This window comes from Candidatus Methylomicrobium oryzae (genome assembly GCF_016745425.1).
Taxonomy (GTDB): domain Bacteria; phylum Pseudomonadota; class Gammaproteobacteria; order Methylococcales; family Methylomonadaceae; genus Methylomicrobium; species Methylomicrobium oryzae.
Map to the genome: position 1 here is coordinate 1 of NZ_JAERVK010000027.1, position 26,066 is coordinate 26,066.

23 protein-coding genes, 3 pseudogenes and 1 CRISPR repeat array are annotated in these 26,066 nt (G+C 50.6%); of the genes and pseudogenes, 24 read left to right on the forward strand and 2 right to left on the reverse strand.

Annotation, left to right across the window (positions count from 1 at the left end):
* The first annotated feature begins 40 nt into the window (after positions 1-40).
* Positions 41-346, forward strand: a complete 306-nt coding sequence (locus JJL52_RS20300; protein WP_202054368.1) for a transposase — start codon at positions 41-43, stop codon at positions 344-346.
* On the opposite strand, the pseudogene JJL52_RS20305 reads toward JJL52_RS20300, so the two are convergent.
* Positions 343-1,594 (reverse strand): annotated as a pseudogene (locus JJL52_RS20305) (IS256 family transposase). The gene JJL52_RS20300 and the pseudogene JJL52_RS20305 sit on opposite strands and share 4 nt — an antisense overlap.
* Positions 1,595-1,630: 36 nt before the next feature.
* Here JJL52_RS20305 and JJL52_RS20310 point away from each other — a divergent pair.
* From JJL52_RS20310 to JJL52_RS20400, 19 genes and pseudogenes are all read left to right on the forward strand, one after another.
* Positions 1,631-1,915: a transposase gene (locus JJL52_RS20310; RefSeq protein WP_202054347.1), complete on the forward strand. Its 285-nt coding sequence runs from the start codon at positions 1,631-1,633 to the stop codon at positions 1,913-1,915.
* A gap of 269 nt (positions 1,916-2,184) precedes the next feature.
* Positions 2,185-2,505, forward strand: coding sequence for an STIV orfB116 family protein (locus JJL52_RS20315; protein ID WP_202054348.1), 321 nt, complete (start codon positions 2,185-2,187; stop codon positions 2,503-2,505).
* Positions 2,506-2,528: 23 nt separating this feature from the next.
* Positions 2,529-3,650: a CRISPR-associated ring nuclease Csm6 gene (csm6, locus tag JJL52_RS20320; RefSeq protein WP_202054349.1), complete on the forward strand. Its 1,122-nt coding sequence runs from the start codon at positions 2,529-2,531 to the stop codon at positions 3,648-3,650.
* Positions 3,651-3,653: 3 nt separating this feature from the next.
* Entirely contained in the window at positions 3,654-6,335 is a 2,682-nt protein-coding gene (gene cas10 / locus JJL52_RS20325) for a type III-A CRISPR-associated protein Cas10/Csm1 (RefSeq protein WP_202054350.1), read from the forward strand.
* Between the two features lie 158 nt (positions 6,336-6,493).
* A complete protein-coding gene (gene csm2, locus JJL52_RS20330) occupies positions 6,494-6,946 on the forward strand; it encodes a type III-A CRISPR-associated protein Csm2 (protein ID WP_202054351.1) in 453 nt (150 codons plus the stop codon).
* A 13-nt stretch (positions 6,947-6,959) separates the two neighbouring features.
* Positions 6,960-7,682, forward strand: a complete 723-nt coding sequence (csm3, locus tag JJL52_RS20335) for a type III-A CRISPR-associated RAMP protein Csm3 (RefSeq protein ID WP_202054352.1) — start codon at positions 6,960-6,962, stop codon at positions 7,680-7,682.
* Between the two features lies 1 nt (position 7,683).
* On the forward strand, positions 7,684-7,863 hold the full coding sequence (locus tag JJL52_RS20340; RefSeq protein ID WP_202054353.1) for a hypothetical protein: 180 nt from the start codon (positions 7,684-7,686) through the stop codon (positions 7,861-7,863).
* Positions 7,838-8,794, forward strand: a complete 957-nt coding sequence (csm4, locus tag JJL52_RS20345) for a type III-A CRISPR-associated RAMP protein Csm4 (RefSeq protein ID WP_202054354.1) — start codon at positions 7,838-7,840, stop codon at positions 8,792-8,794. Before JJL52_RS20340 ends, csm4 begins: the two co-directional genes overlap by 26 nt.
* Positions 8,791-10,539: an RAMP superfamily CRISPR-associated protein gene (locus JJL52_RS20350; protein WP_202054355.1), complete on the forward strand. Its 1,749-nt coding sequence runs from the start codon at positions 8,791-8,793 to the stop codon at positions 10,537-10,539. Before csm4 ends, JJL52_RS20350 begins: the two co-directional genes overlap by 4 nt.
* Positions 10,540-10,541: 2 nt before the next feature.
* Entirely contained in the window at positions 10,542-11,471 is a 930-nt protein-coding gene (cas6, locus tag JJL52_RS20355) for a CRISPR system precrRNA processing endoribonuclease RAMP protein Cas6 (RefSeq protein ID WP_202054356.1), read from the forward strand.
* A 17-nt stretch (positions 11,472-11,488) separates the two neighbouring features.
* Complete coding sequence (locus JJL52_RS20360) at positions 11,489-12,694, forward strand: Card1-like endonuclease domain-containing protein (RefSeq protein ID WP_202054357.1); 1,206 nt, start codon at positions 11,489-11,491, stop codon at positions 12,692-12,694.
* A 65-nt stretch (positions 12,695-12,759) separates the two neighbouring features.
* Positions 12,760-15,086: a CRISPR direct-repeat array (repeat unit 36 nt; unit sequence ATTGAATAACAGCCCTGTTTACGAAGGGATTAAGAC).
* Positions 15,087-15,285: 199 nt separating this feature from the next.
* Positions 15,286-16,233: a CRISPR-associated endonuclease Cas1 gene (gene cas1 / locus JJL52_RS20365; protein ID WP_202054358.1), complete on the forward strand. Its 948-nt coding sequence runs from the start codon at positions 15,286-15,288 to the stop codon at positions 16,231-16,233.
* Positions 16,220-16,495 carry a CRISPR-associated endonuclease Cas2 gene (gene cas2, locus JJL52_RS20370; RefSeq protein ID WP_202054359.1) on the forward strand — a complete coding sequence of 92 codons (276 nt, stop codon included), beginning with the start codon at positions 16,220-16,222 and terminating at the stop codon, positions 16,493-16,495. Before cas1 ends, cas2 begins: the two co-directional genes overlap by 14 nt.
* A 368-nt stretch (positions 16,496-16,863) precedes the next feature.
* A complete protein-coding gene (locus tag JJL52_RS20375; RefSeq protein ID WP_202054360.1) occupies positions 16,864-17,097 on the forward strand; it encodes a hypothetical protein in 234 nt (77 codons plus the stop codon).
* A 218-nt stretch (positions 17,098-17,315) separates the two neighbouring features.
* Positions 17,316-18,140: a hypothetical protein gene (locus JJL52_RS20380; protein ID WP_202054361.1), complete on the forward strand. Its 825-nt coding sequence runs from the start codon at positions 17,316-17,318 to the stop codon at positions 18,138-18,140.
* 149 nt (positions 18,141-18,289) lie between these two features.
* On the forward strand, positions 18,290-19,435 hold the full coding sequence (locus JJL52_RS20385; protein WP_202054362.1) for a tetratricopeptide repeat protein: 1,146 nt from the start codon (positions 18,290-18,292) through the stop codon (positions 19,433-19,435).
* 30 nt (positions 19,436-19,465) lie between these two features.
* Positions 19,466-20,200: an SDR family NAD(P)-dependent oxidoreductase gene (locus tag JJL52_RS20390; RefSeq protein WP_202054363.1), complete on the forward strand. Its 735-nt coding sequence runs from the start codon at positions 19,466-19,468 to the stop codon at positions 20,198-20,200.
* A 14-nt stretch (positions 20,201-20,214) separates the two neighbouring features.
* Positions 20,215-21,213, forward strand: coding sequence for a Gfo/Idh/MocA family protein (locus JJL52_RS20395; protein ID WP_202054364.1), 999 nt, complete (start codon positions 20,215-20,217; stop codon positions 21,211-21,213).
* A 210-nt stretch (positions 21,214-21,423) separates the two neighbouring features.
* Positions 21,424-22,333, forward strand: a pseudogene (locus JJL52_RS20400) (integrase core domain-containing protein).
* Positions 22,334-22,515: 182 nt separating this feature from the next.
* On the opposite strand, the gene JJL52_RS20405 reads toward JJL52_RS20400, so the two are convergent.
* The gene (locus JJL52_RS20405; protein WP_202054365.1) at positions 22,516-22,800 is read right to left on the reverse strand and encodes a hypothetical protein; all 285 of its coding nucleotides are present in this window, start codon (positions 22,798-22,800) and stop codon (positions 22,516-22,518) included.
* A 131-nt stretch (positions 22,801-22,931) separates the two neighbouring features.
* On the opposite strand from JJL52_RS20405, the gene JJL52_RS20410 reads away from it, so the two are divergent.
* From JJL52_RS20410 to JJL52_RS20425, 4 genes and pseudogenes are all read left to right on the forward strand, one after another.
* Positions 22,932-23,864, forward strand: a complete 933-nt coding sequence (locus tag JJL52_RS20410; protein WP_236994399.1) for an IS5 family transposase — start codon at positions 22,932-22,934, stop codon at positions 23,862-23,864.
* Positions 23,865-24,399: 535 nt separating this feature from the next.
* Positions 24,400-24,924 (forward strand): annotated as a pseudogene (locus tag JJL52_RS20415) (DUF262 domain-containing protein); the annotation flags it as partial.
* A protein-coding gene (locus tag JJL52_RS20420; RefSeq protein WP_436231535.1) for an IS5 family transposase occupies positions 24,881-25,670 on the forward strand; the annotation gives its coding sequence in 2 pieces (ribosomal slippage) (positions 24,881-25,143 and positions 25,142-25,670; 792 coding nt in all). The pseudogene JJL52_RS20415 and the gene JJL52_RS20420, both read left to right, overlap by 44 nt.
* A gap of 55 nt (positions 25,671-25,725) precedes the next feature.
* Positions 25,726-26,066: hypothetical protein (locus JJL52_RS20425; RefSeq protein ID WP_202054367.1), on the forward strand; the 341-nt coding region annotated here is incomplete at its 3' end.

The following is a 26,066-nucleotide window of genomic DNA, read 5'->3' on the forward strand; positions in this document are numbered from 1 at the left end:
CGACCGGATGCCAAACCGTTAAAAACTCCGTTTACACAAAATTCAGGACACCCTCGGGTTTGCGCCGCAACCCCCGAATCGGTCGGCGTGGACCAAAAGCGGTGAAACTCATGCTATCACGGCAAAACGGGGACGGCGGCTGAATGTGATCGGCGCCCTGCTGTCATCTGGAAAACGGGTGCTGGCAAAACTGTGGCAGAGCATCAATGGGTTATGGTGCTTTGCGTTTTTGATGGCCATGCTGGATAAGGTCAGCAAGCCTTGGGTGGTGATCCTAGACAATGCGTCCATCCACACCGCCAAAAAACGAGAAATGGTCAAATGTTGTGTACGGGACATTGATTAAGCGGCGACTTTCTCCTGATCTTCCCGTACTCCATCCTTGAAGGAAACTCCCTGAATCACTTCGGCCAGGCGTGCAACGCCGCGTAACTTAAGCCAGCGGCGCTCGGCGCTTTTGACCCGCATGAACACCATCGCCAGGATGCTCTCCCGCGAGACACAGCCCCGCGTCTTGGCCGTGCGCAGTCGCACGGTGGCGAAGGTGGATTCGATCGGATGGGTCGTCCGGATATGAATCCAGTGCTCTGCCGGAAAATCAAAAAACGCGAGCAAGGCATCCTGATCCTTTTCCTGGCAATCCGCTGCCTTCGGGTACTTCGGCCGATACACGGTCAGAAAACGACTGAACGCGGTCTCGGCTTCCTTCCGGCTCGCTGCCATCCAGATTTCCTGCAGACCCGCCTTGGCTTTCGGTTGTTGGCTCTTGGGCAGCTTGTTCAGGATATTGGCCGTCTTATGCACCCAGCAGCGCTGACTGCGCGTCATACCGAAGACCTGCGGCAGCGCTTTCCAAAAGCCGAGGGCGCCGTCGCCAATCGCCAAGTGGGGATCGATGCTCAAGCCCCTCAACTTTAGGTCCAACAACACTTCCCCAGGAAGCTTCGCTTTCCCGGTAACCGTCAGAGAGCGCCACCAGTTCCTTCTTGCCTTCCGGGGTCGCCCCAATCACCACCAGGATGCATTGCGCCGCATCTTCCAGTCGCACGCCAAAGTGGATGCCGTCAACCCACAGATAGACATAGCGCTGGTGCGAGAGATCACGGCGCGACCAGCACTGCTGCTCGGCTTTCCAACTTTCCTTTAAGCGGCTGATCGTGCTCGCCGACAAGCCCGGCGCCTCAGGGCCTAACAGGGTGCTGAGCGCTTCCTGAAAGTCTCCGGTCGAAAGTCCTTTCAGATACAGCCAGGGCAACAATTGCTCCACGGTCTTCGTGCGCCGTAAGTACGGCGGCAGTAGCGACGAAGTAAACCGTAGCTGGCCTGCGCGGTCGCGGATGCGCGGTACCGAAACCTCAATGTCGCCGATGCCAGTCTGGATCGTGCGTTTCGGCAAGCGGCCATTGCGCACGACCCGCTGCAAACCGGCTTGAGTCTTTTCCGTTTGAAAACGCTCCAGAAAGGCGCTGACTTCCGCTTCGATCGCCACCGCCAGCATTCGCTGGGCGCCTTCTCGCAAGACATCGGTTAAAGCATCGGCTATCGGGCTCGCACCCGCTAGCGTTTTTAACGGGATGACCTTATCATTGCTCATGGCGTATTCACTCCTCTTTGTTAGGATTTGATGACCTTGAAGACCATCAAGAATACGCCGCTTTCCTCATCCCTTCATCCACAACTTTCAAGCATAGCTCCCAAAAAACTGGAACCTTACTGGGATCTCTTGGAAGAAAAAGGTATGCGTTTTTATTTTCTACCACCGTACAGCCCCGAACTGAATCGGATTGAGCTGCTGTGGCACAAGATGAAATATGAATGGCTCAAATTCAAACTGTATACGCCGGATGAACTGGAACGGGCCATCGACGAAATTGGGGAAGGATTCGGCGATTTATACAAGCTGACTTTTTGTTAGGCGCTTATACATGCGGGAGACCCAGCAATAAATGGCTGACCAACACCAACTATGCAAGGTAGGCTGGTCAATAATTGGGAAACTTCAGTCTACCTACATAAATTGGGTTTTCGATCATTTCCATTTTCTAAAAAGCCGACAGAAAGTCGGTCGCCGAGTCAAACAAATTTGTTAAACATGTTTTATGTTGGTAAATCTGGTTAAATTGTTGCTATTGAACAGGCAGACCTAGCTTCGGCAAATATTAAAACTCGGCAAATCTAAAGAAAATGACACTTTATGTTATCAATGCACCCGTTTTGACCGAATACGGGTTGTGGGAATTCATGGGACCATTAACCGTTAAGGAAGCAAGGGAGATACTTGATGTTGGGTTTGTTTCAGCTATCGGACATGACGCATGTGCCAAAGTGCTTAGCCAGATTTTGAACATCACAATCCCGGTCAATCGCATTTCTATCAGGATGCAAGCAGACGATGAAGCGTTAATCTTGCGGCTAAAGCAACGCTTGCCGGAAGGTAAGGTACTTGATGAAACTGAACTCAACTCACTTGAGTTTGAACTCGGTTTGCTAAAGCGATTGAAATAACGACAATAAAAGTAGAAATTACCATGAAGCAACCTCATGAATATCCAAAAAGAATTTTGCTGGCTGTTAGTGGCATGTCGCCGCAAATCGTCACCGAAACTGTCTACGCCTTAGCGGTGAATCACGTCGAGCCCTTTGTTCCGACTGAGATTCATTTGATCACTACCCAATCTGGTGCCCGGCAGGCCAAATTGCAATTGCTGGCTGAAGGCAACGGGCAATTTTGGCAACTGTGCGCTCATTACAGTTTGTCCGACATCCGCTTTACCGAACAAAACATCCATATCATAGAAGATAGACAGGGCTTGGTGCTAGATGACATTAAAACACCGGAACAAAACGAAGCCGCCGCTGACTTTATTACCGCTATCGTCAGTGAGCTGAGCCGCGACGATGACACGGCGATCCACGTTTCTATTGCAGGTGGCCGCAAGACCATGGGTTACTATCTAGGTTATGCTCTGAGTTTATATGGGCGACCGCAAGACAGGTTATCGCATGTATTGGTGACAGACCGTTACGAAAGTCTGAAAGACTTTTTCTATCCCACGCCGGACAGTCAGGTTATTTACGATAAGGATAATCATGCGCTTGATGCCAAAGAGGCGGAAGTCATGCTGGCTGAAATTCCGTTCGTGCGTTTGCGCGAAGGAATTCCAGATCACCTATTGGAAGGAAGATCAAGTTTTAATGAGAGTGTTAAATTTGTACGCTTAAGGGAAGGGGAACCGAATCTTCGAATTAATCTTGCAGACGCTACTATCTGGGTAAAAGATATTCAAATAAATTTAACTCAGACAAATTTGGTTTTTTATTTATGGACAATGGAACATTCGATGAATCGTGAATTTATCAAACGCCCAGGTAATAATGAAAATAACAAAAAATACAGCAATGAACTTGACGATATCTATGAAAAATATCTAGGAAAGCATAAACTTAACAATAAATTTAGTCTAACCCTAGCATTAGGCGTAACCGGTGTTTGGCTTAATGATCGGATAAACCAAGTAAATGAAGCATTTAATATTGCCTTAGGCAAACATGCGGCCAGGCGTTATTGTGTGCAAACAATTAAAGAATATCGTAATACTCGATATTTTATTGATTTAACAAAAGATCATGTTCAGTTTGAGGGAAATTAACTCATGCATCCTATATCCCCTCTATTGCAACAATCCAGCCGCATTGCACTGGCAGCTTTTTTACACGACTTGGGCAAATTTGCCGAACGGGCCCAAATCAAAGTCGATCCGCAAACGCTGGAAGACAACAAACAACTGTATTGCCCGCATCGTAAACAACACACCGACAACAAGGGCTATTTCACCCACGTCCACGCTGCTTATACTGGCTTGGCAATGGATTTGATCGAAGACAGCTTGCCCGACCTGACCGGCTCCGATTTCGCCCCGTTCGGCTCATGGAAAACTAGAGAGGTCGACGACTCTTTCATCAACGCCGCCGCCAAACACCATAAACCCGAAAGCTTTCTGCAGTGGATCATCGCCACCGCCGACCGGCTGGCGTCCGGTTTCGACCGTGAAGAATTCGAAAACTATAACGCAGCCGACGAGGGTACATCCACCGGCAAAAATCACTACACAGCCCGGCAACTGACTCTATTCGAGCAAATCCATAAAACCGGCTTGGCGAAGCGTGATTTTGAATATCGCTACAGACTCGAACCTCTGTCGCCGGACAGCCTGTTTCCGGTCGCAGCCAAGGGCTACGAAAGCGACGACAAGGAAGCAGCGCAACGGGAGTATGCCGAGCTTTGGCGGAATTTCACTCTGGCACTAAAGCAAATCCCCATATCGCACCGGAAAAACTGGCCGCTGTGGCTGGATCATTTCGAAACCGTTTGGGGCGTTTACACCCAGGCCATCCCGTCGGCCACGGCCTTCAATGTTCGCCCCGACGTCTCGCTGTACGACCATTCCCGCGTCACCGCCGCGCTGGCGACGGCCTTGTGGCGTTATCACCACGAACGCGGCGAAACCGACGATAACGCCCGCAAGGCTTTGAGCCAAGGGACGCAAAGCAGGGGTGAACCAAAATTCCTGCTGGTACAGGGCGACTTTTTCGGCATTCAGGATTTCATCTTTGCCAGCGGCGGCGATACCAACAAACGCGCCGCCAAATTGCTGCGCGGCCGTTCGTTTTACGTGTCGCTGCTGGCGGAATGCGCAGCGCTGAAAGTGCTGGATGCACTGGATTTACCAGCTACCAGCCAGGTCATCAACGCCGCCGGCAAATTCATGATCGTGGCCGACAACACTCCGGCCACCCTAGCCAGGCTGCAAGGGGTACAACAGGAACTGGACGCTTGGTTTCTAAACCATAGCTTCGGTCAGGCCGGCGTCGGTTTGGCCTGGACAGCTGCCTCGGGCAACGACTTTTGCTGCAAACGCATGACCGGCGCTGATAAAAGCCCGTACCGGCAATTGCTCGATCGACTGTTCGAACAAATGGAAATCAAGAAATGTCGGCGCTTCGATTTGTGTGTCGATACTGCGCCGCCAGCCGTGTTCGATGGTTTTCTCAATAATTTCGACAAGGATTTAGGGGTTTGCAACATCGATGGCCGCTCGCCGGCCCATCATCAACTCGAAGCCGATACCTTTGTCGGCGATCTGGCCTGGGATCAGATCGAAATCGGTCACTGGTTGACTCGCCGTCAGCGTATTCTGATCACTCGGCAGCCGCTGAACATGACTAGCGCGTTGAAAACGCCGATATTCGGCTATCACGTCAGTTTTGCCGAAGACGAAGAAGGGCGCGGTAAATTCGGCGCCGAAGCCCAATCCGGCAATCTGCTGCGCGCCTGGGATTTTTCCTTGCCGGAATCCGGCGACGCCGCGCTGTGGAACGGTTACGCCCGGCGCAACATCAACGCCTATGTGCCGATTGCCACGGAAACGGACAAACTGGAAGAACAATGGGACAAGTACATCGGCATCGATGAAAAGCTGGAAATTGGCGCCGCCAAAACCCTCAACCATCTGGCCTGCGCCAACCGTCGCCAAGACGCCGGCAAATGGACCGGCATCAGCGCACTGTCCACGCTGAAAGGGGATGTCGACAATCTGGGCAACATATTCCTGAACGGTCTTGGCGATGATGCCAGCTTCGGTAAAACCGCCGCCTTGTCGCGCCAACTCAACAACTTCTTTGCCATGTATTTGCCCTGGCTGTGCCAGCGGGAATATCCCGACACCTACACTGTATTTGCCGGCGGCGACGACTTTTTCCTGATCGGGCCGTGGTGGTCGCAAATCGAACTGGCCGAGCGTATGCGAAGCGAATTTAGCCGTTACACCGCCGAGAACGAATACCTGCATTTTTCAGCCGGCATCAGCACCACCAAGCCCGGCCTGCCGATCAATCAAATCGGCGAACTGGCGGAACAGGCGTTGGAGCAGGCCAAGGCACATAATCCCGAAAAGCGGGACGTGCCGCCGAAAAACGCCGTGACCTGCTTCGGGCAAACCGTAGGTTGGCACACGTTTCAAGAGCTGCTGCATAGTCGTTTGCCCAATCTGCAAGGTTTGGTGAATGAAAATGGCCTCAGTACCGGCTATGTTTACGGATTGCTGAACCTAATCGACATGGCCGAAAAGGTCGGCGAGAGACCGGAAAACGCCCTCTGGCACAGTTATTTTGCCTACCGCACAGCCCGGATGCTGGATCGCAAAAAGCTGGACAAGAAACAACGTGAAATCCGCCATGAAGCATTGGCAAAAGAAATCGCCCATGCCGGGATCAAGGAGCACGGCGGCAACTATCGCATTGCCTTGTTCTGTCATTTGTACCAGCAGCGGGACTAACCTTGGGGCCGACGAATGCACGCGACCTCGTTACCGTGATCCGAATAGGCATAGATGCCCCAGCAGAACGCGGGCATTGAGTGAAAAAGATAGGGTACGCACCGCGTACCGTACGACTTTAAAACATCGATTAACCGCTTCGATAAGGAGAACTCAAGATGGCTTTACACCCCCAACAACGACACGGCCAAGCACCGCGAGGCGGGTACGATGAAAGGCGCGTCGATCCCCTCGATACCTCGAACATTGATTTGAAAAACATCGCCGCCGACCTGTTCGACGGCGTTGCCAGAAAGGCGGCCGAAACTATCGCCACCTCAAAAAAGGAACTCAACAAGCCCACGCAATTGCGCCGCTTTTATGACGAAATCGTCTTGTGGGACAACAAATCTAATCTGCAACCCGAGCGCTTTGCCGAGTTTTTGCCGTTCATTCGCATGATTAACGCTAAAGTGGCTTATGCCTTGGGTAGAAAGTTGGTCGACGATAACTTCGTCAAACTAATCAACCACGGCATCGGCCAAATCGATAGCGCCGAGACGCTACGTTATTTCAAACTATTCATGGAAGCCTTTATGGGCTTTTACAAAGAAAAAAGACCCAAAGATTAAGGAGGCATCCATCATGCAACTCAGCGCAATCCAACTCCTGACCGGTAAGATCGAATTACTCTCCGGCCTGCACATCGGCAGCGGCAATACCGAGATACACATCGGCGGCACCGACAGTCCGGTCATCAAAAATCCCATCACTCAAGAACCGTACATTCCCGGTTCCAGTATCAAGGGCAAGATGCGTAGCTTGCTGGAATGGCATTTGGGCGTGGTCGGCATTACCGAAGGCCATCCGCTCAACTTTGGCGATCTGCCAAAACTTCAAGACGGCAGGTTAGCAAGAGCCAAGGATTTGATTCGTCTATTCGGCGGCGCGTCGGACAGCAAAAACGACGAAGGGTTGATTAAAGAAATCGGCCCCACACGTTTGGCTTTCTGGGATTGTCCATTGGATATGGCTTGGGTCGAATGGATGCGCGACACCAAAAGCTTGCCGCTCACCGAAACCAAGATGGAAAACATGATAGACCGTATCCGCGGCGTGGCCGAGCATCCGCGCAACACCGAACGCGTCCCCGCCACCGCCCGTTTCGACTTCAAGCTGACCATCCGCGTCCACGATGGCGAAGACTTGCTCGAAACCGTCTTGCAAGGGCTGAAACTGCTGGAACTGACCGGACTGGGAGGCTCCGGTTCGCGCGGCTACGGCAAAATCAAATTTACCCAGCTCGAACTGGATAAACAACCGATCCAGGACAAGCTCGAACAAATCAACCTACAACAGGCGGCCTGACATGCAACCGATACGCAAAGTTTACCAAGTCGCCCCCGACAGCATCGCCATCCCGGAAGAGCTGCGCCATCAACCGGTGGAAATCATCATCTGGCCGCTGACCCAAGCTGAATTGCCAGCGTTAAATCTATCAACCCGCGACACCGGAAAGCGAGATGAAAACTTATCGAATCACGCTTAACTTGCAATCGGCCTTCGCCACGCCGATGAAAGGTGACACCTTGTTCGGCCAGTTGTGCTGGGCCATCCGCAACCGCCTCGGCGAAACCATGCTGAGCGCCTGCCTGGATGGTTACCGCGCCGGCCGGCCGTTTGCCGTGTTGTCCGATGCCTTTCCCAAAGGCTATTTGCCGCTGCCGAAATTGCCCGGTTTTTATTACGAAGCCATCCCCGGCGCCGACCGCAAGGCCGTCAAAAGGCGTTGCTGGTTGCCGGAGTCCGCTGTAGCAAAGCCGCTGGCGCAATGGCTGAGCCACGCCGAAACCGCCGCCGACATTGCCGGCAAAGCCGGTCAACTAAGTCAGAAGCACCCGCAACCGCATAACAGCATCGACCGTCGCACCGGCACCACTGGCGTTGGCGCGTTTGCCCCCTACAGCATCGAACAGGAATGGTTCGTGCCCGGTCTGGAGTGGTCGGTTTATCTGCTGCTCGATGACAGCCGCTTGAGCGCCGACGATTGCCGGCAATGCCTGCAAGACATCGGCCAAATCGGTTTCGGCCGCGATGCCGGCATCGGTTTGGGCAAGTTCGACCTCAAGGATTTTGCTAAAGCCGAGTTGCCTGCCCAAGATCAGGCCAACAGTTGTCTGACCCTGGCGCCCTGCGTCCCGCAAGGCCAGGGCTATGACGGCCAACGCAGCTTTTACCAGCTGTTCACCCGTTTCGGTCGCCACGGCGACCGCGCCGTACACCGGGAAGGCAAGCCCTTCAAAAATCCGGTGTTGCTGGCGCAAACCGCCGCCGTGTTCGGCGTCGCGCCGCCGGCCTTGGGTTTTATCGGCCAAGGGCTGGGTGGCGACGGCTCGCTGTCGCTAACCCTGCCGGAAACTGTGCATCAGGGCTACGCCCCAGTGATAGCCATCGACTTTACCGTCAAGGAGCGAGCATGAGCCATTTTTTACAAACTTACACCCTCAGCTACACCCCGTTGTCGCCGATCCACATCGGCTCCGGCGACAGCTACGAGCCGGCCAACTACGTCATCGACGACGGCACCTTGTACGAATTCGACAGCGGCGGAGTGCTGACGGCCTTGACCGAACAGGATCGAGATGAGCTAAACAACATCGTTTCCGGGCGGGCCAATGCCGCGATGCTGATGAAGGTGCAACGGTTTTTTTACCAGCGCCGCGATGAGTTAAAGCCTTGGGCCATTAACTCGATCCCGGTACTGAAAGGCGTGGAAAATTATTATCGAGAGCGTATCGGCAAACCCAGCAACGTGGAGGGCGACGGAAGCGAAGTCATTGCCAAACTGGCGATCGATCGGACTGCGATCAACCCGGTTACCCGTCAACCGGTATTGTTCGGTTCGTCCATCAAGGGTGCGATACGGACAGCTTTGCTCGACCATGTCAACGCCGGCCGGTCTTTGACGGATCGAGATGCCGATCTGTTTCGCTTGGAAGGCCTTCGACAAGACGAGCGAAAACGTCGCGAACGCGAGCAAAGAAACGTTTTTCCCCGGCTCAATCAACGCTTGTTGGGATTTCGCGCGGGCCATTTCGAACTCGATCCCCTACGTTTATTGCAAATTGGCGATGCGGCCTACCAAATGCGAGATTCACTGCCTGCCATGCAAGTCTATTTGAGCGTCAATCGCAAAAAGGAACTCAAGCGCGACAAACACGGCAAAGAAATCTTTAGCCAAGCAGAAGGAAACGAAAATCTGTGCCGTCGGCTGGAATGCTCATCGGCTTGGCGTTACCGGGCATTTTCCGGACGCTTGAATTTGCAAAACCTGGCCGACATCGAACAAAGCGAAAAACTGCCCAACCCGGATTCGACCTTCACGATTCGGCAAATCGCACAATATTGCAATGATCATTACCGCAAGATTTTGGATGATGAGTTGGAAGCCATGAGAAAGCGTGGTTTTCTGGATGCCGGATGGGATCGTTGTTTGCAAACGCTGCTAGATAATGCAGCGGATAAATTCGCGCAAGGCCGTGCCTTTCTAGTGCGTGTGGGCCGCCATTCCGGCGCGGAAGCGGTCACGCTCGACGGTGTGCGCCACATCAAAATCATGAAAGGCAATCCCGAATATCAACCGCACACCAAAACCCTCTGGCTGGCCGCCGAAACCAAAGACCAACGCGAAAACCTGCTGCCCTTCGGCTGGCTACTGGTCGAAATTCACCCCGGCGACGGCGAACCCGCCGACTGGCCGGAACTGGCCGAACTCTGCGCCGCTCAACAAGGCCCGGCCCGGCAATGGGCCGAAAAACAAGCGCGGCAACAGGCCGAGACGGCAAGCAAGCGCCAAGCCGACGAGCAGCGTCGGCAACAAGAGGAAATTGCGCGTCAACAGCGCCAAGCCGAAGAGCAGGCCGCAGCCCAAGCCGCCGAACAAGCCCGCCTCGCCGAACAGCAGCGCCTGGCTCAACTCAGCCCCATCGAACTGGAGTTCGAAACCTTGCTGAAAAGCTTGCCACCGGCCGAACACGACACCGCCCTGTTGCGTGAATTGGAAAATGGCCGCTGGCAAGGCGAAGACGCCAAAATCGTTGCACAAAAAATCAAGGCCCTGATGGAACAGGCACGCAAATGGATGCCGGATTTCGCTGGCGACAACAAGCAAAAAGTCAAATTAAAACAGCGTAGCCAAAAAGTCTGCCAATACCTGCAGGATTAGCCATGAACGATCTTCCCGCCCACCGCTACCAATTCAACTGTCGGGTATTGCAGCCGTTGAACCTCAACCTGTACTCCGGCTCCATGCTGCGCGGCGCGTTTGGCCGGGCCTTGCGGAAAAGTGCTTGCGTGACGCGAGGCAACGACTGTAAAGCCTGTTTGCTGTACCGGCAGTGCGCCTACCCCAGAATTTTCGAAACCCCGCCGCCGGCGAATGCCGCTTTTCAAGCCTTTAGCGAAATCCCCAACCCCTTCGTGATCGAACCGCCGCCGATGGGAAGACGTCAACTGCAAGCCGGCGCTAGTTTCAGTTTTAACATGGTGTTGATTGGCAGGGCGGTGGATGAGCTGCCCCTCGTGATTCACGCCTGGCAAACGGCGCTGAAAGCCGGGCTGGGTGCCCAACACGCCGAAGCGGAGCTGACCGACGTGGTGTTCGAGCCCGGCCAGCCGGCTGAGCAACGGATTTACCCGGACGCCGACAACCGCCTGACGCCAGCGCCGCCCTTCAAACCCGAACCCTTGCCGGCCGTCGATCGAATCACGCTGCATCTGCAAACCCCGTTACGCATCAAGCGCCACGGCAAAGTGCTGTCAAACGCCCTGCGCGGCAAGGATTTTTTGGTGGCTTTGGTGCGCCGCTTCTACCTGTTGCAGGAATTCCACGGCCGCGACTACCAGGTCCCGGATTTCAAGGCCCTGGCCCATGCCGCCGAAAACATCGAAGCCGAACACCAACTGAACTGGTGTCAATGGGATCGTTATTCCAGCCGGCAGAAGCAAACCATGACCTTCGGCGGCGTGATCGGCACACTGCGGCTGGAAGGCGACCTGATGCCGTTTCTGCCCTTACTGCAACAAGGCCAATGGCTGCACGTCGGCAATAAAACCAGCTTCGGCATGGGCCATTACGCCATTGTGCCTACACTTTAACCCGTCAGCGGATACACATGTCAAAACCTGCCATTCACTTACTGATCGTCACCGGCCAAGCCCAGGCCAACCTGATACCGGTGATGAAATTCAAACCGGAAATCGTCGCGCTGGCCATTTCCGATGGCATGAAAACCAATGCCAAACAGTTCGTCAAATTGTTGACCCACTTGGCCGGCATTCACCCGGACAATATCCTGGAATTTCACGAGGTACCCGACGTCGGCCTGGATGCCATCAAAGACCGGGCCATGGAAATCGAAGACGATTTGAACCAACGCTTTCCCGATTATCCTATTACCTACCATGCCACCGGTGGCACCAAATTGATGGCCTTGGGCTTTTACGACGTCTTCCACAGCGAGCCCAACAGCGTGCTTTATACCGACACCGAGCACGGCCAAATCGAAGTGCTGTATCCGGAAAAACAGCAACCGATCGCCATCGGCAAGGTGTTAAGCCTGGATAGTTACCTGTTTTCGATGGGCAAGCAATACCGCAAATCGGCTGACGTTCAATGGCAGGAAAATGCTCGTCAACGCCGCAACCTGAGCTTTTGGTTGGCGCAAAATGCCGAGAAACTAGAAGGCTACTGGAGCGTCATCAACAAGCTGGCTCACGATTCACTGGCCAAGCAGGAACGCGGCCAAGCGCCGACACTCGCCAACCCCGAACAGTGGTTCATCAAAAGTAAAACTCCCTATGGCTATTGGAAGACCGCCTTGGAAAAATGCACCGAGGCCGGCATTTGTCAATGGGATAAAGAAAATCCGGAACGCTTGTACTTTAACGATGCCGACGGCGCGCTGTATCTCAGCGGCGGCTGGCTGGAGGAATACGTCTGGCTAACCGCCAGCGAATTGAGTTGCGACGAGGTCTACGCCAATGTTTACTTCACCGAAACCGGCAATCCCAAAGACGACATCCGCAACGAAATAGACTGCCTGCTTCTGCACAATAATCGCCTGCTCATGATCGAGTGCAAAACCAGCGTATTCAACGTATTCGACGCCAAAAACGACGGAATAGTGTATAAATTGGACACGCTGGAGCGCCGCACCGGCGGCTTATTCGGTGACGCCTGTCTGGTTTCAGCCAGAAAGCTGGATGACCCTACCCGCAATCGGGCTCGGGAATATAAAATCAAAATTATTGAAGGAGGAGACATCAAAAACATTAAAACCCGAATCCAAGACTGGATGAACGGTAAATTTCAGGTATGAGTACAAAATTGTTTGGCAATCACTTGTGTAAGCGACTGATTTCCAAATCTTTTTGGATTCACGCTATTGAATAACAGCCCTGTTTACGAAGGGATTAAGACCCATGCGGCGGAACTGACCGACGAACAGATTAGATTGAATAACAGCCCTGTTTACGAAGGGATTAAGACTCATGCCGCAGATCGCGCCGCTACCACCGCTTGATTGAATAACAGCCCTGTTTACGAAGGGATTAAGACGCAGGAAGTGCTGAAAGGTACTTCGGGCACATCCATTGAATAACAGCCCTGTTTACGAAGGGATTAAGACAAATCGTCTGGACGATAAGGAGCCCCCGTATTTAATTGAATAACAGCCCTGTTTACGAAGGGATTAAGACAGAAACCGTCGAGATACCTGACGAATTACTATATTGAATAACAGCCCTGTTTACGAAGGGATTAAGACATAAGCTTCTAGGCGTATATCACTATCGTCATCTATTGAATAACAGCCCTGTTTACGAAGGGATTAAGACCCTTAGGTTCTGTAGAACAACCCAGCAACGTCAATTGAATAACAGCCCTGTTTACGAAGGGATTAAGACCCTTGTCGCTGAAGGCTTTAGTCAAAAGTACTTATTGAATAACAGCCCTGTTTACGAAGGGATTAAGACATAAGATGTTTAAATGGTCTAAAGAACATTATAAATTGAATAACAGCCCTGTTTACGAAGGGATTAAGACATATGGAGTTACACCGTCATCGCAGAAACTATTATTGAATAACAGCCCTGTTTACGAAGGGATTAAGACGACTCAGGTAAGCCTTTCCAGGCTTTCATAATTAATTGAATAACAGCCCTGTTTACGAAGGGATTAAGACTTAAGACCATGTTCTGTAACTACCCCGCCTTTAATTGAATAACAGCCCTGTTTACGAAGGGATTAAGACAAAACTCAATCTAGAGTTAAAGAACTTAACATTCATTGAATAACAGCCCTGTTTACGAAGGGATTAAGACTGAATTCTCGGTGATAAGTGGTGATCACGGAAATATTGAATAACAGCCCTGTTTACGAAGGGATTAAGACACGAACAGGTTGTTGATGCGTGCCTGCATATCGATTGAATAACAGCCCTGTTTACGAAGGGATTAAGACGCCGAATAACCATGCCGGAAGACATTCTGTTTCTATTGAATAACAGCCCTGTTTACGAAGGGATTAAGACCGAAGGCCGTGGGCGCCATTGTCTCGCGCCTGGATTGAATAACAGCCCTGTTTACGAAGGGATTAAGACTCTTCAGACTGTTCCGAATTGTCGCTGATCTCCATTGAATAACAGCCCTGTTTACGAAGGGATTAAGACAGAACGCACTGTCGATACCAACCGGCTTGATCATTGAATAACAGCCCTGTTTACGAAGGGATTAAGACACCCCGGTTCAGTCGGAGCAGTTGTCCGTGTTCATTGAATAACAGCCCTGTTTACGAAGGGATTAAGACCAATCCCTTCTGGGACATTGATTTTTTGTTTTACATTGAATAACAGCCCTGTTTACGAAGGGATTAAGACGGCGTCGATCGGCCCGCATGCGCCGCCGAATCCATTGAATAACAGCCCTGTTTACGAAGGGATTAAGACAATTCTCCTCCGTCATTTGCGCGACAGGTCCATCCATTGAATAACAGCCCTGTTTACGAAGGGATTAAGACAAGAAATTTCTGGTCTTCTTGGCATAACGTTTGGATTGAATAACAGCCCTGTTTACGAAGGGATTAAGACCCAAGCGTTCCTTTTTTCTTTGTCTCTGAAACTATTGAATAACAGCCCTGTTTACGAAGGGATTAAGACTTAAAAACCCCAGAGGGGATAGATTCTTCTCGGATTGAATAACAGCCCTGTTTACGAAGGGATTAAGACCCTGAAGGGTTTTTAACATGTGAATACCTGTAAATTGAATAACAGCCCTGTTTACGAAGGGATTAAGACGGACACTGGGTGTATACGTGCTGATCATTTTCATTGAATAACAGCCCTGTTTACGAAGGGATTAAGACAGCGGTACGGTACGCAGTTGAGCCTCAGACCTGAATTGAATAACAGCCCTGTTTACGAAGGGATTAAGACCAATATAACGGTTTCCATTTGCGGGAGCTCCTGGATTGAATAACAGCCCTGTTTACGAAGGGATTAAGACTTTGCCGCTAATAATTGGTAAACCTGTGCAGTGCATTGAATAACAGCCCTGTTTACGAAGGGATTAAGACATAATCGCGTCGATAAACGCGGCTCTTTCGATGTATTGAATAACAGCCCTGTTTACGAAGGGATTAAGACAGCGATGCAGGGACAAGCTCGCTTTTGGACCTAGATTGAATAACAGCCCTGTTTACGAAGGGATCATACAGGGCAATATTTCATTGCCGGCCGGCTCTAAAATTTAAGCTCTCATCCTGAACTAAATATCTCAATATAAGCCTTCCAATAAGGCTTTTTTATCAAGTTATACGGTGAGGAGTGTTACTCCTTCATGACAAATTTGTTGTTTGTCGGGTCCCGCCCTAAATGTGTTGCAATGTTTTCCGTGATCATCGACGGAGAACGATATGCAAACCCTATTTCTCGAAAAAGCCGATCTAACGTTGCGCGGTGAACGCGCCTGCTTGTTGGTTTACGAGGCCGGTAAACCAGTCGGAAGCGTGCCGCTGAAATCGTTGGAACGCGTGGTGTTATCACCACAAATCACGTTGGCGGCGGGTGTGCTGGGGATGCTGAGCGAGCACGGCATCGCCTTGTTGGTCGTCAATCACCGCCATCCTGAACGCTCGGCCTATCTGAGCACGCCAATGCATGGCGACGTACATCGGCGCATGCGCCAATACGCTTTGTACCTGGATGATGTTTTTCGTGCTCGTCAGGCTTTGCGCTTGGTCAAGCTGAAACTCGCCCGCCAAAATCGCTACCTGCTTCACCAAATGGTTTTACGCCCGGATTTGCGCCATGAATTACACAAATCGACGCAGACATTGGCCGCGTTACTGGCGGACTTGCAAACCGGTGATTGGGAATTGGAACGCCTACGCGGTATGGAGGGCGCCGCCGGCGCCGCGTATTTCGCCGCGTTCAGCCGTTTGTTTCCGCCCGTACTGGGCTTTGAGCATCGTCATCGCCGCCCGCCCACCGATCCCGTCAACGCGTGTCTGTCGCTCGGGTACACCTTGTTGCACCACGAGGCGGTAGACGCCTTGCGGGCGGTGGGTTTGGACCCGGCGCTGGGTTGTTTGCACGATTTGTATTACCAACGCGATTCGTTGGCCTGTGATTTGTTGGAGCCGGTGCGGCCATGGATAGACGCCTGGGTACACGACTTGTTTCACGGTCGACAGTTGCGTGCCGAGGATTTCCGGTACGAAGACGGGGCTTATTTCCTACGATCTGCAGGGAAGCAACGCTTTTACGAGGCGTATCAACAGCGGGTACCAGCATTCAGGCGATTGCTGCATCGGTATGCGAGGCTGGCGGAACGTACGGTGACAGAACATGAGCCATGTTAAGCGTTATTTGATTTGCTACGACATTCGTGAACCGAAACGTTTGCGGCGCCTACACCGCGCGCTACGCGATGTAGGCGAACCCAAGCAGTATTCCGTATTCGAGGCAGACTTGAATGAAAGCGAATTGGCGACGTTGCTGGAAACGGTTGGCGCCTTGATCGATCCCGAACAAGACTGTGTAAGTCTTTATCCTTTACCTCCGGCATGCCGAAAAATTCAGCTGGGTAAGGATTTGGCTTTGAGCGGTTTGATTTTGACTTGAACGACAAATTTGTCAATTAACAAAAAGACGTAACTCTCCTATTTAATATTCCTGAATTAAACGGGACAGGCAATAAAACAAATTTGTTAACCATGGCAAATAGAAAATTAAGTGATTAAATTGTTAGCAACAAAGTCACTTATTAATTACTCAACAGCATAAAACTATTGAGTCAATGGAGATTCTACCTGGATTGCTTAACGAAGTTATATCTGATATTAAGTAATAACAATCACGACGGCACAACAAATTTGTTAAATCGTACTTTTAAAAAAAACAGGATTAAATATTTACCACGCAAGACGATTGAGTTTAATAACACAATCAAAACTTTGTATTTATTTTAAATTTTTACCGGAGAAATGATCATGTCAAATTCAAACTATTTCTTTTCATCCCCCGTTGGCAAGGAAGTCAAGCACCTGGCAACAGCAGCCGGGGCGGCCGCTCGCGCCACGGCGCTTCTGACGGCGGGCGGTTCCGCATTTCCGCTAGTGTCAGCGGTAGCCGCCCCCGCTGCTGTTGCCAGCTTACCGCTGGTTGTTGGGGTAGGCCTGCTGGCCTATGGGGGCAGCAAGCTGCTGGATCGGCTATTCGATTAGCCAGCAGGGCCGATGCAATGGTTAGCGTTGTATCGGCCCGCCAATCGAAAGATCGTGTCAGTATTTTGAATATAGCAGGGGTAATGATGATGAGGTCAGGTTAATTGATGTTGATTCCATGTAAATAAATACGCGGATTATGAAGTACCCGTTTTCATCTTAAATCACTATTTAATTTTTAAACAACCATTCCATCTTTTATATTTAAGGAATACATCATGACAACTCTTAACCAAAAATCCTGCATGACCGGCATCACCAGCAAAACCACTTACGAATGCAGCGTGATTTCACGTGCCGTCGAACGGGCCGGCAAAAACCCGCATCTCAAGGGCCACATCCATGAAATCATGGTCAAGGATGTCAAAAACTTGCGCAACGTGTTTAACGGCAGCCACACCGAGCTGACCAAAAGCACGACCGCCAAAACGGTCGATTTGGTCACCAAAAATGGTGGCAAGGTGGTGGAACGTCTGCAGTTGAAAGACACGTTGTCACAGTCGGGGATCGACAAAACGGTCAAGCAGGTGCTGAACGGGCAATACCGCAGCACCCAGTTGATCGGCACCCGGGAAACCACGGAGCTGGTAAATAAAGCGTTGGAAAAAGCCGGCTCGGCCAAAAAGATGACCAGTTCGGGAGTATCATCCAAAACCACGACCACCTTGGCGCAACGCGCCGGCGCATCCGGTTCCGGTACGCTGGGCAATGCGGTTCTTCAGTCCGCCAAGACGGGTGGTGCGCTGGGAGCGGGCATCGGCGCTGGCATCGAGGTTGCCAGCGGTATCGTTGGCCTGGTCAATGGACAGCGCGACCTATCGGATGTCGCGCTGTCCACCATCAAAGCCGGCGCCAAAGGTTATGTCACCGGTGCTGCGGCAACCGCTGCGGTAACGGCAACTGGCCCTGCCGTTCTCGCTGCTACGACCGCTGTTGCCGGTGCCGGGACGGCTGCTACAGTGATCACTTTTGCCGCGCCGATTGCGGTTGCAATGGGCGTTGGTTGGATGGCTTCCAGCCTGTGGGATGCGATTTTTGATTGATCGCTTTGCTTTGGGTGGGCGATATGCTTTTTGCTATCGCCTTTTTGGTAATAAAAAGGCAGCATTGAGAATTGGCCGATTATTAGCCAGTATACAAAAATGCAATTCATTTGTTCTGAACTAGACTTCTATTTTTATCAGTATCGATCATGGCATTCCCAATGATTAGGGACTTTCAACAACTGGACCGGCTAGACCACTTCCAGCAGTATCTTTTAACCGGTCAACATCAGTATGTTTTAGACGCCGTGCAATCCATGCCGGCAGACGATCTTGTGAGCATTTGGCTGCGTATGCATTTACGCCAGGACTTGCCTGAATCAATCGAATTGGCATTGCCGCCCTCATTCGTCGAACAATGGCGAGGTTGGCGCGCTTACTACATTGGAGACTATTGCCGGGCGGCGGAGCATTTTCTGCTTGCATGGCAAACGGTAAACGCAGACTGCTGCCTAACAAGACAAGCCGATGTGGCTTTGGGCTTAGGAAAGGTTTATACCCGAACGGGGCATTGGCGCACAGCAAGGGAATGGCTGCTGACTTCACTGGCGCTTGGTCGTCAGCAGAATCGACTCTTCGATATCGTGCAAGGATATGGGGCCTTGGGCGAGCTGTTGTTGCGTAGCGGCCATCCGCAGGCGGCATTTACCTGCTTGAGCAATGCTTACCATTTATTGCCGCCGGGTAGCGGTCAGCGCCCCAGGCAGCTTAATTATTTGGCGAGTGCTTTGCTTCGCTGCGGTGAAACCCTTCGCGCTGAGTCTTTACTGATGACCAGTTTACATTTGGCACACGATAGTCACGATGACGAGAGCGTGTGGCATGCACTGGCGCGTTTGCAATTTCTTGTTCTTGATAATTCTCGTGTGCCGAAAGACCATTCCGAAGACGTGACCGAGACGCTTAAAGAATATGTTCCGACGGCTAAAATTAACCCTATCGCTTTGGGTTTTTTACACATGGGGCATGCCTTGCTAGCCTATCGACATGATAATCGTGTTGACGCATTATCGAAAATTCAGCTGGCAAAATCGCTCTTTGGTTTGCAATTTCCTTATGAGCATTGTTGGGCATTGCAGTGGGAGGCGTTTTTGACCGATAAACCGGGCGTAAACGATATTGTCACTCAAGAGCTGCTGCAGTTATGCGCTGTCTCGCCAAAAATGCCGCAAATCGTACTGGATTCGAGTTGGCAATGTCTGCATTTGCCCGATGAAAACGGTTTCACTCCGTTGACAAGGAATGTGCATGACGTCGAATCCCTGACCGCCGCGCGATATTTGTTTTTTATTTGATGCTTTAATTTCTATGAATAGGTTCAAATCATGCTGACCGCATCTGCAGATAAGACCGTTGTGGTTACCGGCGCTTCGGGAGGGATGGGGCATGCCGCTTGTGATCATTTGCTGAGACAGGGCTGGCATGTTATCGGTGTTGATCACAATTTGGATCGGATGCAAGCCCAGGCACGTAATCAAGCAAACTTTCATCCGATCGTCATGGATTTAACTGATCCCTTTTTAACTCAACGGGTGCTGGACACAGTGCAAACGCTACCGCCTTTGAAAGGGTTGGTGAATTTGGCCGCTATTTCCCACGGTGATGGTATTGAGCAGTTGGACGATGAGGCCTGGGAACATTCCTTCGCCGTAAATGTAACGCCGGCGATGCGCTTGATTCGCGCGCTATCCCCTTTGATGCGTGAAAATGGCGGCGGCAGCATAGTTAATGTCAGTTCTCCTGTCGCTTTAGTGGGGGCTCGCAAAGCGAGTTATTCGGCCAGCAAGTCGGCGTTGCATGGCTTGACATTAAGTTGTGCGCGCAGTCTTGGACCAGCAAATATCCGTGTCAACCTGTTGCTGCCGGGCCCAACCATTACTTTCATGACAAACGACTGGAGCGCAGCGCGACAAGAAAGCATTGCTGAGGGTAGCTTTTTGAAACGATTGTGCCATCCCCTCGAAGTCGCAAAAGTCCTTGCTTTTCTATTAAGTGACGATAGCAGTTATATGACGGGCAGTACCATAGATATGACAGCGGGCACTATGTTTGGCCATTAATCAGGAGTATTCGAATGGCTACTCATCCGCGTATACGTTTAGCGCTCATCGGACTGGGCAATCAAGGACAGGAGCATCTGAAAGCTGTCAATTTATGCAGCGAAGTCGAGCTGGTCGCTGGTGTCGATCTCGATAAGCGAAAGTTGGAAGAAATTTCATCTCGGTATTCAGAATTAAATTTTGCATTACATGACGAAATTGGTGCATTACAGCAATATCAATTGGATGGGTTGATTCTGGCCCTGCCTCATCATTGTTATTTGGATAGCTGGGACGCTATCTTGTCACTCGGATTGCCCTTGCTTAAAGAAAAACCGTTGGGCCGATCGTTGGAAGAAGCCCGTGCTTTGTTGGACAAGGCGCGCACCTTTGGCTATCCGTTACAGACGGCCATACAACGGCGACACCATCCAAGTTATCAGGCGCTCAAAAAGCTGATTTTCGAACAACAGGCGACGGTTTCTGAAATTCACGCACATTTGCACCTAGGCTTTAACCCTCAAGTTGAAAACATGAGTTGGCGTAGTCAGCAATCTATGGCAGGAGGTGGCGTGTTGCTAGATTCAGGCTATCACTTGGTTGATCTTGTGCATTATTTGGTTGGCCCATTCGATTTGGTCGCAGCTTCACTATGGCGAAATGGTCATGCATTGAATGCCCAGGAGATTGAAGATGAAGCTTACCTGATGGGCCGATCAGAGCAAACTTGGGTAATGATCGAATCTCTCCTGGCTGGAAAACCCGATGGGGTTAGTAGCAGTGGTTTTAAAAAATCGGAAGGCGTCAGCCTCTTAACCAATAAAGGCTTATTTTTTGCGGACCGACAAGGACTATACCGTGATGGAGTCTTGATCGAAAGCCACGTCAAGGAATGGAATATCGCCATGGCGATCCAGCTGGATAATTTCGCCAGAAACATTCGATTTGGGCAGTGGAGCAGTTTAAGTATCTGGGATCAGTTACCAGCGATGCAGTTGATAGAGCACGCTTATAAATCTGCACTTCATTACTGATGACAGCGGTTTAGTATGGAAAAATCTGTCTGCACGTTTCGTTTAGAGCATACAAGCTGAGCGTCGGTTTGTATCCAACATCTGACTTTCCGATTTGACTATCTGAATTGGAATAGTTCAGATTTGATCGGACACCGCGCTTGAAAAGGGCGAGGGTTACGGGTGAGATAGAAGTGTCTGCTTTTTATCACACCGAACGAGGTAACCCTCATGCTTGAGAATAACGTAAGAATCATCAAACATAAAGTCGGCTTGCTGAATCTGGCTGAAGAACTGGGCAATGTGTCGAAAGCCTGCAAGACCATGGGCTTATCGCGGGATACGTTTTACCGTTACCCGGCCCATGGTCAAGTCAGGGTCAGCCATTCACTGCGCAAGGCCGGTGTCTTCGTCTCACCCCGCGGCGTGCGCAGTGTCTGGTTGCGGCATGGCCTGGCGAACTTCAAGACGCGTTTGAAAGCCCTGGAAGCGAAAGTGGCGGAGCAGGGGTTAATTCTGACCGAAGCGCAGGTCGCCGCCCTGGAAAAGAAAAAGCCCGATGACGAAGTCAGCGGTGAAATCGAAACCGCACACCCTGGCTATCTGGGCTCCCAAGACACCTTCTATGTCGGCACCTTTAAAGGGGTCGGGCGCGTGTATCAGCAAACCTTTGTCGATACCTACTCAAAGGTCGCCTTTGCCAAGCTCTATACCACCAAGACCCCGATCACGGCCGCTGACCTGTTAAACGATAAGGTGTTGCCGTTCTTCGAGCAAGAACAGCTGCCGATGCTAAGAATATTGACTGATCGGGGCAGCGAATATTGGGGCCGGGCAGAGACGCATGATTATCCGCTCTCTGGCGATCAATGACATCGAGCACCGCAAGACCCAGGTCAGATCGCCGCAGACCAACGGCATCTGTGAACGCTTTCACAAGACGATCCTGCAGGAGTTTTATCAGGTTACCTTGCGTAAGAACCTGTATAACGATCTGGCAGCGCTGCAAAAAGACCTGGACGACTGGCTCGATGACTACAATAATCAGCGAACGCATCAGGGCAAGATGTGCTGTGGACGCACACCCATGGCGACCCTGATCGCTGGCAAAACGGTCTGGAAAGAAAAAGATCTAGGCTGAATTTAACCGGACAGACACCGCTAAAACACCAGTCACTGTCCGATTAGATTTGAATTACTACATCTGAATGTCTGGAAATGGCCGGCTCCTGCCGACCCATAATGACGTTCAACCATTCAGTTTAATGTTCAGGCAAATAAAAAACAAGGCACCGGCCAAAGCCAGTGCCTTGTTTTCTGTTTTTATTGGTTTTTTTCAACTACCAGATTGAACTTGTTAAATGTGGATCCATTGGTGCCTTTCTCCTTGCCTAGCAACTGGATCAATACCAAGTCGCCTACCTCCGCATACTGAATCTGCATCCCGCTGCGTAGGTAGTTGTTAAGGATGGCGGATACGCGCTCCCCGGATTCTAATTCAACGATCACCGTTTCTTGTGGACCAAAGCGATCATGTTCGAAGTTGCTAAACCCCTTGATTGTGCCGATCAAGGGGTTATCGACCTCGTGCTTCCATATTGCTGGCAAGGATGATTCTCCGGATTCGCCGGCAGCAATCGCTTTTAATTTCGCAAATTTATCTTTTACATTAGGGAACCTCTAAAAATACCCGAAAGAAGATAAAATATAAACGATCCAAGCCAGCCCCGGAAGAAGCCATGCCCCACCATCAAGACGACCTTTTCGGTTCCCTGTTCGAGCATCGCGATCGGCGCCTCGACCGATTAGGTAATCCGCTGCTGGAGTTGGACGCCCACATCGATTGGGAAGCTTTCCGTCCCCTGCTGGACAAGGTTCGCCTCAAGGAACGCAAATCGTCAGCGGGGCGGAAACCGTGGGACGTCATCCTGATGTTCAAGGGGCTGGTGTTGGCCAGTCTTTACAGTCTCAGCGACGAACAACTCGAATTCCAGATTGAAGACCGGCGCCGCTTCCAGCGCTTCATTGGCCTATCCGATGCCAAACATGCGCCGGATCGCAACAGTTTTTGGCTGTTCCGCGAGTCGCTCAAAGAACTGAAACTCACGGAGACATTGTTTAATGAATTCAACCGCCAACTGGACCGGGCGGGGCTGATCGCCCGCAAGGGACAGCTCATCGACGCCAGCTTCGTCAAAGCCCCGGTGCAGCGCAATACCCCTGAGGAAAATGACCGGATTAAGTCAGGCGAAGTGGTCGAAGGTGGGTCCGAGTCTAAACGCCAGCAGAAAGATACCGACGCACGCTGGACCCAGCAAGGCGATAAAAGCTACTACGGGTATAAGAACCACGTCAATGTCGACAATGCCCACAAGCTGATCCGGAAATATGCCGTCACTGACGCCAGTGTGCATGACTCTCAGCGACTGGAGACGCTCCTCGATGCCGGCAATACCAGCCGTGCTGTTTGGGCCGATAGTGCTTACCGCTCCGCAGCCGCCGAAGCAAGTCTCAAAGCCCAAGGCTACCGCAGCCGGATTCATCGTAAAGGCGTGCGCGGCAAGGCCGTGCGTAGCATCGGCCTCGCCCGCGCCGAAGTGCGCATCGGCTTCATGAACTTGGTTTACAACATGCGGCGATTTTGCGCACTTCAGAGGGTAACTGCGTCTTGATAATGCCCATCAGGACCGCTAAGGCCTAAGATAAAACCTAATGCACTGTAAGACGGATACTGGAGGGCGTTTTTTTCCTCGAATCCGCTGCTTGCTGAATTTTTAGAGGTTCCCTTAAAGTTAAAACTCTGACCTTGATCTGACGGTTTCAAAAATTAGCCTCAGTTAAATCTGGCATTTTCAGGCTGACTTCGACCCATTGCGGCCCTAGATGTTTGCGATTGCTGTGGATAGGGATTGGATGCTAAGCAGTCATTCAATTGATGTGTCAGTGCTTGGTTACAAGGCCTGACCCCGTATCTCTGTGCAACAAAACCCTTTCAAGACTGAATCTCGATGGGTATATTCGGATATATAATCTAAAAATTAACGTATATGCGGAGTAGTAGTTCTTAGAATCTGAACGAGCCTCAAAAAATAAGGAATAAGAATGTCCAGCCAGCAATCATTACAAAAATTTTTTTCAGGAAAAATACTGGAAATTCCTAAGTACCAACGCAGCTATGCATGGGAAAAGTAAAATTTCCGAGATCTATTTGAAGACATACAAGAAGCACTAGATACAAAATCTAATCATTACATTGGTGCTATAGTTTTAGCTAAAACAAGCGACGAAAAAAACTTCTATATTGTTGATGGGCAACAACGCATGACAACCATTGTCATGTTTATCAGTGTTCTTATTCGAAAATTTAAAGACAAAACTGATCAAGATTTTTATCGCCGATATTACATCAAAGAAAAGAATCAATATAAACTAACACCATTAGAACGTGATAAGGACTTTTATTTTGAATTATTGGACGGGACGCCTTCTTCAGAACCAAAAAATAAGAGCCAGCGATTCTTATTAGAAGTATTTGAAGAAATTGAAAATATTGTTAATAACCATGTTAAAGACCCTGAGTTATTTCTTAAGGCGATTGAGGAGCTATCAATACTGGAGTTTATTGAGAAAAATGAATCCGATGCGATAAGAACCTGTTCACGATCTTTGAAAATCGTGATAATAGGGGATGAGAAAAACCTATCCGAGCGACATCAGTCGAGAACAATTTGAAGTTATCAGGCCTTTACTGGAAGCTGTGCGGAAGACAACGAAACCGCGTACGGTAGATTTGTACGACGTATTTTGTGGGGTTCTGTACCTCTTAAAGAGCGGATGCCAATGGCGAATGCTGCCCAGCGATTTCCCCAAGTGGCGCACCGTGTATGCCTACTTTGAAAAGTGGCGGGAGCCTGGCCCGGACGACATCAGTGTCTTGGAGCAGGCATTAAAAAAATCAGGTTGGCGAGGCCCGCTGCAAACAGGGGCGGAACGCCTCGACGCGCTTTATCATCATCGACGCCCAGAGTGTGAAGAATACCGATAGCGCTGAACAGAAAGGCTATGACGCCGGTAAAAAGGCCTCGGGCATCAAACGCCATCTTGCGGTAGACATGCTCGGGTTGCCTCATGCGATCGAGGTAACGACGGCCGATGTGACGGATCGGGGCGGCGCATTGAAGGCGATTACGCGTTGCGCCTTCAACTTGCAACAAGTCACGAGCGTGCTGGTGGATGGGGGCTATGCCGGTCAACCGTTTGCCACTGCCATCAAGGATAAGCTCGATGCTACGGTTCAAGTCGCCAAGCGCAACGAACTGCATACCTTCAAAGTGATGCCGAAACGGTGGGTCGTGGAACGATCCTTTGCCTGGCTGGAGAAATGCCGGCGTCTATGGAAAAACTGTGAGCGTAAGCTGAATACCAGCCTGCAATTCGTTCATCTAGCTTTCTTGGCTCTACTGATTAAAAGATCGTGAACAGGTTCTAAGAATATTCCAAACAGTTAATGATAGAGGAAAAGATTTAACTAGAATGGATAAAATGAAAAGTCTTTTGTTTTACTTTTCAAATAAATATCTCAGAGGAAAATATGACGATATCATCAATAGTGGGTTCGGTGAAATATTTGAATTATACGATGAAATCAAGCTAATCGATGAAGAACAAAAAATAAATGTTATTAGTTCTAAACAGTTTTCGGAAGATGATTTATTACGCCATCATCATATTTGCTTTTCTCAGGAGAGCTATGATCCGACTAGTCAGCAGGTTTTGGATAACGTCAAGTCGAATCTGTCCACTTTAAGAAAGGACAATAGACCGCCTACCAGTACCGGGTCCGCGCTTACAACAGCAGCGGCAATTCCAGCTAT